Source organism: Vibrio sp. 1CM23M, assembly GCF_023161755.1.
GTDB lineage: Bacteria > Pseudomonadota > Gammaproteobacteria > Enterobacterales > Vibrionaceae > Vibrio > Vibrio coralliirubri.
The window spans coordinates 189,337-203,241 of the sequence record NZ_JALNTR010000003.1 but is presented as its reverse complement, the minus strand read 5'-3'; the positions used below and the strand labels follow the sequence as shown (position 1 = coordinate 203,241).

The window sequence follows — 13,905 nt, the reverse complement described above, 5'->3', positions numbered from 1 at the left end:
TCGACCAGTTTATCAGCTGAAAGTGACAATTAGCACCCAAACATAAAGGTTTATTACTGGTTCATTTACACAACACAAGAATACGTCGCTAACCGAACCAGCCAACACTTGGTCTTATCTAAGTAAAACCGTACACACTCGGTAATTGCGCCAATTTTTTGCAACCTACCCAAGTTCGTCAATACTTAAACCAGTCTACAAACTGGAGTGTTAGATGAGAAGAAGACGATATCCGCTGAGTATCCACATCACTAGCCTTTTCCTAATTTTGACAACACTTGTCGGTGCGGTATTGATTTCGATAAGTTATCGGCACTCTCAAGAGTTGCTGTTAGGCACAGTGCGCGAGATCAGTAATGAGCATCGCGACAAGCTGGAATCAGTATTTAAACAAGCCATTGCCCCTGTAATCACAACCTTAAATGTGATGGCGGTGAGCCCGTTTGTTGCTCATCAAACTTCCGCTGTCGAAAAAGACTCTTGGCTTGCTTCAGTCGATATCATCTTCAAGAAAAACACCAATTTGATCGCTCTATTTTATGGTTCTGAAGATGGTGACTTTAGAATCTTTCGTCCATTAAGCACCAATAAACAGAGAGCCGAAAACAACGCCCCCGCTAAAGCGACCATGATGGTCAGCAGCACCAATCTAGACGGTGAAAACTTTATTTCCTTCCTTGATGGCGCACATCAAGTGATCAGTACTAGACAAGCAGAGAGTAAGTTCAACCCCACCACTCGTCCTTGGTTTCGTAACGCAAAGCCTGACGGCTCAATACAACTCTCTGAGCCCTATCTGTTCTATTTCCTGCAAACCAATGGCATTACACTCTCTAGGCGTTCTGCCGATGGCAAGCATGTGGTTGGTGCCGACTTTACGTTGAGTTCGCTCTCTTCTCAGATCAGTGAATTGGCTTATTCTCCGCAAACCCGACTCGCCCTGTTCGATCAACATTTTAACCTTCTCGGCCAGCATCAACTTGAGTTATCAATACCCAAGCCTAACTCCCAGTCTGATGACACAAGTAAAACTGAGCAAACGAACAACCAAACGAGGGGAAAACTCTCTGGCAGTGAGCAAGACCAAAGCTTCTTTAATGTGCCCAAACGTGAACAGATGGAAGCATTGAAAGCGTCCGTCATAGCGCCGCTTATCTCTGATGAAGAGAAGTTTAACCTCAATCTAAAAAACGTTGAGTACAACTTAAACACTTGGGCATTAACGCTAACGCCAGTTCAACTGACTCAAAATGTCACCTTATACTTGGCAGAAGCGACGCCACACAATGAGCTGCTCGCTGATCTTATCTCGATGCGAGATAAACAAGTTGCGGTCGCGATTGGGATGCTGTTCATCTGTTTCGCTATCGTATGGTTTGTTGCTAATCGCTTGTCTCAGCCACTCAATACGCTGATGCAACTCACCGACAACATCGCTCGGTTCGACTTCAGGCGTACTCATTATCCCAAAAGCATGATTCAAGAAGTGGCTAACCTCGCCCACTCGATTGAGCTAATGGAACACACGCTTCATGATCTGATTACCCTACTTCGAGACACGGCCGGGAATCAGGAGTTTTCGATCTTAGCCAAGAACATTGCTCATCAAAGCTATTTAATTACCAAAGCAGAAACCATTGTCCTCTTCACTCAATCAAAAGAGAAAGACGTGTTTGATACGGCGGCCAACCTTGCCATTCTGCCTTTTAAGGCCGACATCAATGACTTCATCAAACACACGCCTTGGTTGCTGTGTCAGCTTAAGTCTGGCGAGACAATCCATTTAAACCGAGAAGACAATGTTCTCAACTATTACCAAGATTCGATCTTCAATTCAGACCTGTACCTATTTCCACTATTAAACCGAGAGAAACTGTTGGTAGGGATTGTGGCAATTGGCTATGAAAGACCGATCACCAAGATGCAGGCAGACAAGCACGCCTTTTTACGAGAGCTGCTCAGCTTTGCGGAAATAGCGAAAGACAACATTGACCAGATGCAGCAACAAAAAGACATGCTTAACGCCTTTATTGAGCTGATTGCGTCGGCGATTGATACCAAGTCACCTTACACGGGTGGGCATTGTCAACGAGTGCCTGAGCTCACCAAATGGCTAACTCAAGCAACCATAGATGATGACCGCTATTACCCGCAATTCTCATTGGACAGTAAACAGTGGGAAGAGTTGATGCTCGCCGCTTGGCTTCATGACTGCGGCAAGGTGACCACGCCTGAATATGTGGTAGACAAGGCAACAAAACTGGAAACGATTTACGACCGAATCCACGAAGTGCGAATGCGTTTTGAGTTGTTGAAACAGCAAGCGGAAACCGACTACTGGAAAGCCATGGCAAACGGTGCGCTTCAAGAAGAACAACTCAAAATACTCGAACAAAACCTGGCTGAACTGGATGAGGAGTTTGCCTTTGTTGCTGAGTGTAACCTTGGTGGAGAATCTATGACGGAAGAGCAGCTAGAACGCTTAGATCAAATAGCCAAACGCCAATGGAAACGCACACTGGATGATCAATTGGGGCTATCTTGGTCTGAAAAAGAGAGGTTCAACACTCCAAAAGATGGGGTTGAGAAAGAGAGAACGGAACCAACAAGTCAGGAAAAGGGTTTGCCTGTCATGGAGCCTCTGCTTGCTGACAAACCGGAGCATAAAATACCTTGGGACAATGGCTTTAACCCTGCTGATGTATGGCAAGAAGCGTTTGTACTTAAGCCCGGAGAAGTTAAATACAACCAAGGTGAACTGCACAATTTGAAAGTACGCCGTGGTACGTTAAATGATGAAGAACGTTTTATGATCAACGATCATATTATTCAAACCTTCACCATGCTCAATAAGCTGCCTTACCCGCCTTACCTTCAAAACATTCCGGATATCGCCAGCGGTCACCACGAGCGTATCGACGGCAAGGGCTACCCAAGAGGCTTAAGCGAAGACCAATTGCCTCTTCCGTCCAGAGCGATGGCCATTGCAGATGTCTTTGAAGCGCTCACCTCGAGTGATCGCCCGTATAAGAAAGGTAAACTCTTAAGCGAATCACTCAACATCATGACCGACATGGCGACCAGCGGTCATATCGATCCCAAACTGTATTTGCTGTTCTTAGAAAACAAAATCTACGACAAATACGCTGAGCGATTCCTAGAAATGAACCAACGCTGCGAGATTGACCCGAACGAACACATAAACCGAGTAAAAGAGTACATACGCTCATTGTTCTAAGTTTTAAGTTAACCATTCAGAGGATAAGCCATAGCTCAATGGTTAGCTTTTAGCTGCCGAGTCCAATACCGCAACGTCCACTACAGTCGCAACAGCCACTGTGGTGTGCGGTTTTTGTTTGGCTTTCGCCTTGCTGTGTCTTTTTGCCAGCAATGTATTGGTGATGCTCGCCACGACAATTAGGTTAATGCCAATCATCTGCTGTGTAGAAAACACATCATCAAAGAACAAACCCTGCCAAAGCGCGCTAAACAGCATGTTAGTAAAAATCAGAGGTGCTAATTGGGAGCCACTGTCTGCGAGCTTATACGCCTTAGAACGGAAGATTTGGGTATTGATAGTAAACAGTGCAAGGCCAAGTGCTCCGAGAGCAATCCAGCGTAAATCGTCAAAAGACAATAAAGCCGACAAGGTTCCTTTCTCTGCACTTTCAAGTACATCAGGCACCGCAGAAACAGAAGTAAACACCACCATTGGTATCACAATAATTGCCGCAACTAAAAAGGTCCACGCGTTAAGCTCTGCTGGTGTCAGGCTAGTTTTAGACGCTCGGTACAAACTCACTTGCGAGCCAGAATTAAATACCCCCGCGAGAAGCCCAAGCAGAAGCGCAGGTCTAAAGAACTCCGAACCAAACTCAAACTGCGACCAATCCCCTGCCATCATCACTACGCCAACAAAGGTAACAGCTAAACACACTATCGTCGTTGTATGAATCTTGGTTCTAAATATTAACTTTTCTAACAATGGAATAAACAGAGGACCCGTACTGAACAACACAACCCCTTCAACCAGCGTTAAGGTTTGCAGTGAAGTAAGGAAACACCACTGACACGCCACCATAAAGATCGCCCGCATCACCAAAGGTTTCCACATTTCTCGTGTCGGCTTGCTGATTTTGTAAAAAGTCAGAAAAAGAAATAAGAACAGACTGGGTAACAAAAAACGCACAAAACTGAGTAACGAAGTGGGCATCACTTCAGATAGATACTTTGCCATCAAGCCGCTTAAAGACAAACTGAACGTCGACAACAACATGAAAGTCGTCGCCTTGGTAATATCAGACATAATTATCACCTCCTATGACATCTATTTTAGAGGCGTGACGTAATGAAAAATAGCGAGTAATATTAACCATAACTGTAAGGAAAACTTACCAATGAAAAAACTCGTTCCGCTTAAATCCGTTTACGCTTTCATTGCTGTCGCTGAGACTGGCAGCATGACCGACGCCGCTCGGGTGCTGTACGTCAGTCACTCTGCGGTAAGCCAAGCGATCAAGTCGTTAGAACAACTGGTCAACAAGCCTCTGTTTCAACGAGTCGGTCGTCGTGTTGTTCTGAATGCCGCAGGTAAGCGATATTACCGAAAAGTCGCGCCCGCACTAGAGCAAGTGATAGAGGCGACCGAAGAGCTTGCCAGAACGCCTAACGACCACCGCATTACCCTCAACATGGTCAATTCGCTCGCGATGCACTGGTGGATCCCACGAGTTCCCGACTTCCAAGCCTTCGCTCCCTCACTTGATATCCGTATTTCGACGCTAACAGGCCCTTTCGATATTGAGCAGGAAGGGGTCGATGTTGCGCTCGTACATGGCAAACCCAACGAATGGGAGCAATATTACAGCGAGAAACTGGGCGACGATGATTTGGTCTTGGTGTGCAGCCCTACTCTATTAAAAAACCAGGCCGGATTGAGCGTTGAGCAACTCGTCAAACAAAACCCAACCATTGGCGTTTTTAACCTCAGGCGACAACACGACTGGCAAGTGTGGTGCGACAATTACCAAATCCCAATGCCCACATTCCATAGCAATCTGACGTTCGATGTCTCCATTCAAGCGGTGCAAGCTGCAATTCGTTCGTTAGGCGTACTAGTAACGCATCGCTTGTTTGTGAAAGATGACATCAGCCATGGGATGCTTGTCGAATTGGGTAAACCGGTTGCTAACCCGCACCAAGATTTTTACTTTGTTTGCCCGAAAAACAAATTAAAACAAGAAAGTGTGCTAAAACTGAGAACATGGTTAAGACATGAATTCACACGCTCAGAGACAGCACTGAACGATGACATTCAGGAACAAGACCAAACTATCAATCAATAAGCGAGTGACAGCTCAGCAAGCTTACAAGAGGCCATTATGATTATTACCACCACACAATCAGTCGAAGGCAAGCGCATTGTCGATTACAAAGGAGTTATTGCCGGGGAAGCCATTCTAGGGGTGAACGTTTTCAAAGATATGTTTTCAGGAATTCGTGACTTTGTGGGTGGGCGTTCTGGCACCTACGAGAAAGAACTGGAAAAAGCACGTAACTACGCATTCAAAGAGTTAGAACAGAAAGCGATTGAAGCAGGTGCCAACGCGGTGGTGGGTGTCGACATCGATTATGAAGTCTTGGGTACAGGTAATGGCATGTTGATGGTGTCTGCTAGTGGCACTGCGGTGGTGGTTGCTTAGCCAGTGGCAAACCCATCGCTCAATAGCTCTATCCATCGAATAACGGATTCATTCGCTTAATCGTGTGATTCTCTAAAAATGCCCCTTAGCTAAATCGCTAACTAAGGGGCGTGATTATATGCGTTGCCAAGTTAGATTTAAATATCTCTAACTCGCGCGATCTGTGTGCTCAGAACGCATGGCATCAAAAGAGGCAATTCGAGCCAAAAACTCTTTTCTATCTCTAGGCATAATTGAGCTTGCCATTGGTAAGTTAGCCTTCATCGCATCGACGGCGCGACCACGAACCAATACCTCAAAGTGCAAGTGCGGGCCAGTAATACGACCAGTAGCACCCGATAACGCAATTTTCTGACCTCGCTTAATTTGCTGACCTTTCTTAACTAAGAAGCGGCTCAAGTGAAGATAACGCGTCGTATATACGCTGTTGTGTTCAATCACCAAATATTTACCAGCATACGGGTGGTCACGAAGTGCCACCACACGACCATCACCTGTTGAGTAGATAGGTGAACCAACAGGTGTCGCAAAGTCAGTACCATTGTGCGGTGAGATTCGCCCAGTTACTGGGTGTCTTCGTGTCGGATTGAACGAAGAAGTGATTCTTCGGAATTTTCTGTCGACTGGGTATCTATCAAAGGCTTGCTCTAGACTATTTCCCTCTCTGTCATAAAAAAGACCATCTGGTGCTAGAAAAGCTGCGACTTCTCGGTTTCTTAATTGAATAGAGATACCTTGAATTTCTGTTTTGCCCGTTAGGTGATCATCCGTGTACTGCTCTTTGACCAATACATTAAAGCTGTCATCTGCTCTCAGCTCACGAGCGAAGTTAACTTTATCTTTCAACGTGCGAGTAATATTGGCTATCTGAGCTGTCGTCAGCCCTGCTTTGTATGCCGATGTTGAAAAGCTACCGTGGACACTACCCGCATAGAGTTTTTCTTTCCATTCGCCTGGGATCTCGTGGAATTTATAGGTAAAGCTACCATCATCGTTTCGAGTAAAAGCAGCTTGCTCAACCAGACTCTCGTGATAAATCAGCTCCACAAGCTGTTTTGAGTCACTATCCAAAAGCAACTCTAGATGGTCACCAGGCTTTATTGTGTCGAGTTTCAAAGACTCCAGATCCGCTTCCATCACCTTTTGAACGGTTCCATAAGGCAGTTGCCATGACGAAAAGATGTTGCTTAGTGTATCGCCAACTTTCACAAAATAATGGACTTTAACCAAAGAGTTGGGAGTCGCTTGCGAGTCGATAGCTGCCTCATCATTCGGTTGAGAATCTTGATAAGGTGTTATTTTTATAGAGATTTCTGGTGCTGGTTCGGAGTGAAAAGAGAGCAAAGCAGCAAGGGAAAATGCGCTGATCGCAGTAACGATCAGACCAATACGGAGGAACTTCATAAAATACTTAGCGGTTATAACGAGGAACTTAGAAAGTGTTATAACATAACAATTCAATCAAAAAAATAAATGAAATGTAAGAAACCATAGCGCAATAGGTGTGAAAGTATGGTGAGCATGCAAAGCCCACCACCTTAGTTAACACGGATCTTTACCTAATATTACTCTTCACGAAGTGCTTCGAAGCGTTCTAAGCCGCGCAGCATCTCAAAGTCAGGTTCATCAGCTAATAGCTCTCGCATTGAACCACTGGCTTCGATAGAGCGCTCTAAGTCATCGATCGCTTGACCTTCAGCACCTAACCTTGCGTAAGCACAAGCACGTTGATACAAGGCGTGAGCGTTTTGATCGTCCACTTCTAACACGCGATTACATAAGCTCATCGCCCAGTGGTATTCCTGCATGTCCATTGCGGCATCAGCTTTGTAAGTTAGTGCTTCCAAATCACCCGGGCGAACTTTTAAGATCTCATCGTAGATTTCAATTTTTTGCTCGGCAGTTTGAACATTCTGAGCCCTCAACCACAAGTTGTGAATCTCATTGATGATTTCGATTTCTCGGTTGTTCTCTGAGATGATTCGAGTCTTGCGCTTAAGATCCCTTTCAAGAAGGTTAAACTTCTTCTCATAATCTTGGGCAATGTCGTTGAGTCGTCGATCTGCCATCTCTTTAGTGGTGTGTTTCAACTCTTTGAGCGATTGCCAACCCACCAGTGCAATTAGGGAGGCAACACCGGCAATAATGTAGAAGAAGTAGGTTACGGTTACATTGGCGTAATTCAGAGACTTGTCTGCCACAGTCAGTTCCCGGTCAGTCATCTGAATGGTCAAGCGTCTTTCAAGATCCTGCTGTTCCATTCGAAGCTGCTTCAACTCATCCAAGATATAGCGTTCCATCAGCGGTCTATCCAAATACTCTTGTTCCGAGTACTTAACCTCTTCGCTTGCAAAACTCATCGTGCTGAACACCGAGATAACTGCAATCAATAAGATTCGAAGCATTATACATTCCTTATATATTTATCTTTAGACTAACTGTATCTCGTAATAGGCATACAAGCTAGGAAGTCGACAAGTTTGCTATGTCCATATTGGAATTAACACTCTAAAACATCATTGATAATTATAAAACACCTGAAGCAACATCATTAATTTCTAAATTATAAAAATACCGCGTAATACTGTTCTATATAATTAATTCGCGATGCGAATATACCGAGAATTGATTTATTGCATCGAGATGAATCTTATATTAATAACGATCAGAACGAGGTTAATTTGAATAATCCACGATACGATTTAGTAAGCCGTGTACTGCACTGGGTAATGGCTTCCGTAATCATCTATGCAACAATCGCAGGATATGTGATGCACTATGTCACCAATCATCCAGAGCTGTTTTCTTTTCTGTCAGTGCTCAACATGTCATTGGCGACCGTTGCGACGCCACTGCTTGTGGTTCGTTATATCTGGAGCCACTTTCGCTCATCGCCAAGCATGCCAACCTCTGTGCCTGAAGGGCAAAAATGCGTTGCCAAGCTTGCACACTCTTTGATGTATCTTGTGATGTTTATGGTTTTCAGCACCGGCTACTTAATGCTAAAAGAACCGTACTCTTTATTTTGGTTAGTGAGCGTAAATAATCTAATTACCGACTCTGCAATCAACGGCTTCTTTTTCTATTTACATCGTGCCAGTTGTATTGCCCTAGCCTGTTTAATTGTGCTGCATATCAGTGCCGCACTTAAACACCACTTTGTCTCTAGGAACTATGTATTGAAGATGATGCTCTAGATTCAGAGAATTCAAGACGGTTTGCACAAACAAAAAAGCCATAGCATGTTCGCTATGGCTTTCTTCTTTCAATTTGATTACTTGTTGTGAGTATCTATCATCACTTGCCAATATTCGCATTTGGCTAAGAACTCTTTTAAATAAAGTTCTGGGTTAGTAAGCTTCTCACCGCCTTTAACATCAGCGCCAGTCACACGCCAAAATCCACGAGTCACAAGATTTCTGTGGTAGATAAAGTCGTTAATTTCGTTTGTTTTTAACGGAAGCTGTTCACCAAAGGTTTGATCGTACAAGCTCAACGTAGCAGCTTGCTCACTTGGCTTCTCCCTTAAAAAGGTATCCAAATCCAAACCTAATGACTGTTGCTGCTCTTTAGATAGGGCTTTAGCTAATTTAGAGATCACACTGAACAGAGCCAACTCAACTTTTTGAGACGCTAATAACGATGCACCTAAAAGCGCATATTCATTGGAAATGTGTTGTTCTGTTGATGAAACGGTTGCTGTTGTCACTGTGTTAACCTCAAATAATCATAACGGGTGTTACTGAACTGGATAGAGTCTTTTCACTAAGCTGAATCTTATTCTTGTCATTAAGAAGAATCTTACAGTTAAGCAGAGTCTTTCAGCAGAACACGGTCAGCATCAATAATGGTGAAGCCCGATGCATCTTCATTCTTTTCGACTTGCACTAAACCTTTAAAACCAATCTGCGACAACTTCTTCGCAAGGTGATCCGGTGCTGTTTCAAAAACAACATTCATAAAAGGTAAAGACTCAGCATCAACAAAACCATGCTCGTTAAACAGTTCCATTGCTTGAGATAAATGGTCTGAGTCGGTTAATTCGATAATTTCTACAACTTCTTCCAACAACATCTTCGATTCCATATTCGCCAGAAAGTGACTGACACAAGCACTTAAGTTTTGCTCGCATACATCCCGATGCCCGAAGGCACCCCTTTAGTAGTAGGGAGATCATAACATATTAATAATCGAAAAATATGTTTAATTTCCCTAACCTATTGGGAATATTAGAAAACAATAGAAATTGATGAAGCATAGACAAGACCAATTCGTCTTTTCGAAAGCAACAGCCTGATTTGAGGTAATCAGGCTACCGTAGCTTGAGGATCGCCCGTTTCTACAATCGATTCTTGTAACAAGCCAGCATAAATACCATTGTGCGCCACCAGCTGTTGATGATTACCTTGCTCAACAATTTCACCCTTTTCCAACACCAAAATCGTATCTGAGTGACGAACGGTACTCAAACGGTGTGCAATCGCAATCACGGTTTTTTCCTTGAAAAGGCGCTGCATTGCTTTTTGAATCAGGTCTTCGGTGATTGAATCTACCGAACTGGTCGCCTCATCAAGCATCATCAATTGCCCCCCCTGTGCAACCGCTCTAGCGAACGAGATGAGCTGCGTTTGCCCTACAGACAAGTTAGAGCCGTTCTTTTCCAAGTGGAAGTCATAACCTTGTGGCAATTGTTCAATAAACTTATCGGCATAAACATAGCGCGCTGCCTGTTCAACCTCAGTTCTAGATAGATGCGTTTTACCCAGCGCGATATTGAATTGGATGGTCTCTTCAAATAAGTGCACGTCTTGCATCATCATTGAGAACAAATGAGCCGAGTCTTCACTTGAGATCTGTGACAGCTCTATTCCATTCAACAAAATGCTGCCTTCATATTCTTGGTAGGTTTTAGAGATCAGACGCAGAATCGTCGACTTGCCCGAGCCCGTCGAACCCACAAGCGCGATTTGATGCCCTTTCTCCAATACAAACGAGACATTCTTTAGAACGTAGGGAGAGTCGTCTTTGTAGCGGAAGCTTACGTTCTTAAACTCTAGGCTCACAAACTGTTCAAGCTGCTTCTCAACCTTGTTAGATGACAACAGGTTGCGCCCTTCTTCTTCAGTCGGCTCAACAAACAGCTCTTCAATATGGTCAAACGCTGCAAATGAACTCTGAATCGAAGCGATCTGCGAAGTAAAGTCACGAATCGGAACAAACACTTTCTCTAAGGTGTTGATGAACGCAATCAGCACACCCAAGGTGAGCGCCCCTTCTAACACTTGCTCAGAGCCATACCAGATCATAATCGCGATGGTGATAGAGGTGATGCCGGAGATAAACGAGAACAAAATCGCATCGTATTTATTGATCTTCTTCTGCGCTCTTAAAAACTCATCGGTATAGCCTTGGTAGCGTTGCTCGACTTGCTCTTCTGCTCGGTACATCTGAACGGTTTTCATGCCAAATAAGACTTCTTGCAAAAAGCCAATACCGCGAGCGAGAGAAGAACGAGTCACCTTATAGAGAGCACGAAGTCGGTTTCTCACATACACCGTCAAATACATCACTGGCGGCATAATGATCAATACAATCATCGTTAACTGCCAATCAATGAAGAACATCATCACCAACAGAGCAATGGTATTGATGCTGTCTTTAACTAGCCCTACAACCGACTGAACAAACGTCTCGCCGATGGTTTCCAAGTCACTGGTTAATCGTGAAAGCGTTACGCCAATCGGTGTGTTATCAAAATAGCTGCGCGGCAGTTTAAGCACGCGAGCAAACAACACTGAGCGCATGTCAGTTATCGTGTATTGCCCGGTTTTACGCAGGTTGTACGAATAGGTGGTATCCACCACATAACTCGCCACCAGCACGGCAACGAGATAGAAGACATACTCGAGCAGTCCATCCATATCCCCGTGACTCAGGTGAACATCAATAACTTGAATAATCAACCAAGGAAACAACAAACTCGTGATGACAGAAAGAGGAAGCATAGCGATACCCAGAATCGCAGAGCCTTTGTATTTCTTAGCAAACTTAAAAAAGTGCTTGAGGTACTTGAGATCAACACCTTTTAACATGCCACTACCTCCGTTTCATTCTGCTGTAGTTGCCATGTATCGTAATAGTAATCACAGGTTTTCAATAACGTGGCGTGGTCGCCCTTCGCGATCACTTTCCCTTCATTCAACACGATGATTTCATCCATATATTCAAGAGCATTAACGCGGTGTGAAACCACAAGAACCGATTGATTTTCCAAACGCTTAAACAAGCCTTCCAAGATCTTACGTTCTGTTTCATAGTCGACAGCCGATAGAACATTATCCATGATGATCAGATCGGTGGGTTGCAATAAAGCACGCGCAATACTTAAGCGCTGCTTCTGACCACCAGACAACATGATCCCTTTCTCACCGACTAAGGTTTGATCGCCGTGTTCAAAACGCGTCACATCACTGGCCAACTGGCTGAGCTCTAGCACTTCATCAACCTGACTCTTTGCCAGATCGGTATCCAAGCTACCAAAGCGGATATTGTCTTCGACGGTTGCTGAAAACAGGTAAGGGTCTTGAGTCACGGTTTTCACGTAACGGCGCAAATCACTGCGCGAGAAGCTAGTGACATCTCTTTCACCAAGGAAAACCGAACCTTCTGGTACATCTAAGTGATGATTTAAGCAGTTCACTAATGTCGTTTTACCCGCTCCGATCCCGCCTAACACACCCACTTTCTTACCTGCTGGAATATCAAAGCTGATGTCATCGAGAATCACGCGTTCTTCACCTGAATAGCTGAAGCTGAGATTGCGAACGGAAAACGTTTTTCCCTTCAGCGATTCAACATCTAATTCAGTAAGCTTATCTTCATCTAGCTCTGGTACTTTGGCATTAAGAATGGTTTGTGCACTTTGAATCGCGACCATGCCTCGCTGATAAATGGTCGCGATTCTGCCAAGTTGCATCAATGGCATAGCGAGCAAAACTGAGTAAGTCAGAAAGGCGGTAATCTCACCAAGTGTGAGTTCCTGTCTCATTAACATGTAGCCACCAAGCCCAAGAATGATGATTTTCATCAGGTCATTAGCGTAGTCGAGTACCGGCATAAAGAAGACTTGAATGCGTGTAATTTTAAGGCGGCATTCCAGCAATAACTGGTTCAGTTTTTCAGTTTCAGCTTTCACCCAAGGTGACATCTGCTGGCTCTTAATCAGATCAATCCCAGACAGGTAACTCATTAGCTGAGCAGACAGATTTTGTAGGCGCTTCATGTGCTCTAAATGCAGTATTTTCATACGCTTGAAGCCCACACGGAAAATCACAAAAGCGATTGAGATAGGAATGATCGAATAAAGCGTTAATTCTGGTGAGATACGCCACATGTAAAGAGGCGTCAGCGACAACGCAAGCAACGCATTGAAGAACTGCAAAAAGCCGACACCAAACAGCAGTCGAATACCACTAAGGTCATTGTTGATAATCGAGATCAGTCGACCCGAAGCAAAGCGTTCGTGAAAGCTGCTTGGTAAGCGATTCAGCTTTTGTAAAAGGGTACTTTTGAGTGCAGCCTCTGTAATTCGCCCCGGGTTAAGCGCATAAATACGAGACAAAATTCTCACCACCACCATGGCAACCGACATCCCGACCACAATCCAAACATAGGTTTGAAGCTGTTGATGGCCAGTTAAAGAGGCATCATCAATCAAATCTATCGCCAATTGGATATAGCGAGGGATCTCTACTTGTAACCAGTTGACGAGAAAGATGAACACAATCGCCAATAAGTACGAGGTGCGATTCATGCGCAGATAATGGGCAATAAACTGTCTTTTATTCATAGTATTCTTTGTTTAGGGCAGGCTCACAGCGAGATTTAACGATATAACCGGGCAGTTAAGCTAGATAGGTTCATCGCTGAGGTAAAGATACATCAAAAACACTTAGTTGACAATATCAACCATATTCAATAATTAGTTTTGGGTATTAAATTTAAGCATTGCTAGAAACAACTTTGCCGCCAAAAGTGGCGGCAAATAAATAGCTTAGCAGGCCTGGGGCTGTTGACCTTTCGTGGTTGAGTTTTGTTCGATATAAAATCGTTTTAGGCGCGGCGAAGAGTATGTAGCCTAGTCATTCTAAGCAAATATTCTTCAACAAAGCATAAAACGATTTTTGTGGGGGCGCCTAGCGCG

Annotated in this window: 11 protein-coding genes; 4 read left to right on the top strand and 7 right to left on the bottom strand. The window is 44.2% G+C overall.

The features are described from left to right. Positions 1-214 precede the first annotated feature (214 nt). Positions 215-3,238, top strand: a complete 3,024-nt coding sequence (locus tag MSG35_RS11885; protein WP_248384012.1) for an HD domain-containing phosphohydrolase — start codon at positions 215-217, stop codon at positions 3,236-3,238. 42 nt (positions 3,239-3,280) lie between these two features. On the opposite strand, the gene MSG35_RS11880 is transcribed toward MSG35_RS11885, so the two are convergent. Further along, positions 3,281-4,306 carry a DMT family transporter gene (locus MSG35_RS11880; protein ID WP_248384011.1) on the bottom strand — a complete coding sequence of 342 codons (1,026 nt, stop codon included), beginning with the start codon at positions 4,304-4,306 and terminating at the stop codon, positions 3,281-3,283. 91 nt (positions 4,307-4,397) lie between these two features. Between MSG35_RS11880 and MSG35_RS11875 the strand changes: the two genes are divergently transcribed. Both MSG35_RS11875 and MSG35_RS11870 read left to right on the top strand, forming a co-directional pair. Further along, entirely contained in the window at positions 4,398-5,345 is a 948-nt protein-coding gene (locus MSG35_RS11875) for a LysR substrate-binding domain-containing protein (protein ID WP_061038439.1), read from the top strand. Positions 5,346-5,381: 36 nt separating this feature from the next. Beyond that, positions 5,382-5,702, top strand: coding sequence for a heavy metal-binding domain-containing protein (locus MSG35_RS11870; RefSeq protein ID WP_004730185.1), 321 nt, complete (start codon positions 5,382-5,384; stop codon positions 5,700-5,702). Between the two features lie 147 nt (positions 5,703-5,849). Here the strand turns inward: MSG35_RS11870 and MSG35_RS11865 are convergent, their stop codons facing one another. Together MSG35_RS11865 and MSG35_RS11860 are read right to left on the bottom strand one after the other, a co-directional pair. Beyond that, a complete protein-coding gene (locus MSG35_RS11865) occupies positions 5,850-7,106 on the bottom strand; it encodes a peptidoglycan DD-metalloendopeptidase family protein (protein WP_248384010.1) in 1,257 nt (418 codons plus the stop codon). Positions 7,107-7,267: 161 nt separating this feature from the next. Beyond that, entirely contained in the window at positions 7,268-8,107 is an 840-nt protein-coding gene (locus MSG35_RS11860) for an alkyl sulfatase dimerization domain-containing protein (RefSeq protein WP_048612948.1), read from the bottom strand. Positions 8,108-8,383: 276 nt separating this feature from the next. Between MSG35_RS11860 and MSG35_RS11855 the strand changes: the two genes are divergently transcribed. Continuing rightward, complete coding sequence (locus MSG35_RS11855; RefSeq protein WP_282449874.1) at positions 8,384-8,899, top strand: cytochrome b/b6 domain-containing protein; 516 nt, start codon at positions 8,384-8,386, stop codon at positions 8,897-8,899. A 77-nt stretch (positions 8,900-8,976) separates the two neighbouring features. Here the strand turns inward: MSG35_RS11855 and MSG35_RS11850 are convergent, their stop codons facing one another. The 4 genes from MSG35_RS11850 to MSG35_RS11835 all read right to left on the bottom strand — a co-directional run bounded on the left by MSG35_RS11850 (position 8,977) and on the right by MSG35_RS11835 (position 13,551). Next, entirely contained in the window at positions 8,977-9,411 is a 435-nt protein-coding gene (locus tag MSG35_RS11850; RefSeq protein WP_248384009.1) for a hypothetical protein, read from the bottom strand. Positions 9,412-9,509: 98 nt separating this feature from the next. Continuing rightward, positions 9,510-9,776, bottom strand: coding sequence for a hypothetical protein (locus MSG35_RS11845; protein WP_017082440.1), 267 nt, complete (start codon positions 9,774-9,776; stop codon positions 9,510-9,512). 233 nt (positions 9,777-10,009) lie between these two features. Continuing rightward, positions 10,010-11,794: an ABC transporter ATP-binding protein gene (locus tag MSG35_RS11840; protein ID WP_248384008.1), complete on the bottom strand. Its 1,785-nt coding sequence runs from the start codon at positions 11,792-11,794 to the stop codon at positions 10,010-10,012. Continuing rightward, positions 11,788-13,551 carry an ABC transporter ATP-binding protein gene (locus tag MSG35_RS11835; protein ID WP_248384007.1) on the bottom strand — a complete coding sequence of 588 codons (1,764 nt, stop codon included), beginning with the start codon at positions 13,549-13,551 and terminating at the stop codon, positions 11,788-11,790. The genes MSG35_RS11840 and MSG35_RS11835 overlap by 7 nt, the downstream gene beginning before the upstream one ends. Positions 13,552-13,905: the final 354 nt, after the last annotated feature.

Bases quoted from the DNA above. Each gene is read 5' to 3' on its own strand.
- MSG35_RS11885 (WP_248384012.1), top strand. From the start codon at position 215: ATGAGAAGAAGACGATATCCGCTGAGTATCCACATCACTAGCCTTTTC.
- MSG35_RS11880 (WP_248384011.1), bottom strand. From the start codon at position 4,306: ATGTCTGATATTACCAAGGCGACGACTTTCATGTTGTTGTCGACGTTC.
- MSG35_RS11875 (WP_061038439.1), top strand. From the start codon at position 4,398: ATGAAAAAACTCGTTCCGCTTAAATCCGTTTACGCTTTCATTGCTGTC.
- MSG35_RS11870 (WP_004730185.1), top strand. From the start codon at position 5,382: ATGATTATTACCACCACACAATCAGTCGAAGGCAAGCGCATTGTCGAT.
- MSG35_RS11865 (WP_248384010.1), bottom strand. From the start codon at position 7,106: ATGAAGTTCCTCCGTATTGGTCTGATCGTTACTGCGATCAGCGCATTT.
- MSG35_RS11860 (WP_048612948.1), bottom strand. From the start codon at position 8,107: ATGCTTCGAATCTTATTGATTGCAGTTATCTCGGTGTTCAGCACGATG.
- MSG35_RS11845 (WP_017082440.1), bottom strand. From the start codon at position 9,776: ATGTTGTTGGAAGAAGTTGTAGAAATTATCGAATTAACCGACTCAGAC.
- MSG35_RS11840 (WP_248384008.1), bottom strand. From the start codon at position 11,794: ATGTTAAAAGGTGTTGATCTCAAGTACCTCAAGCACTTTTTTAAGTTT.
- MSG35_RS11835 (WP_248384007.1), bottom strand. From the start codon at position 13,551: ATGAATAAAAGACAGTTTATTGCCCATTATCTGCGCATGAATCGCACC.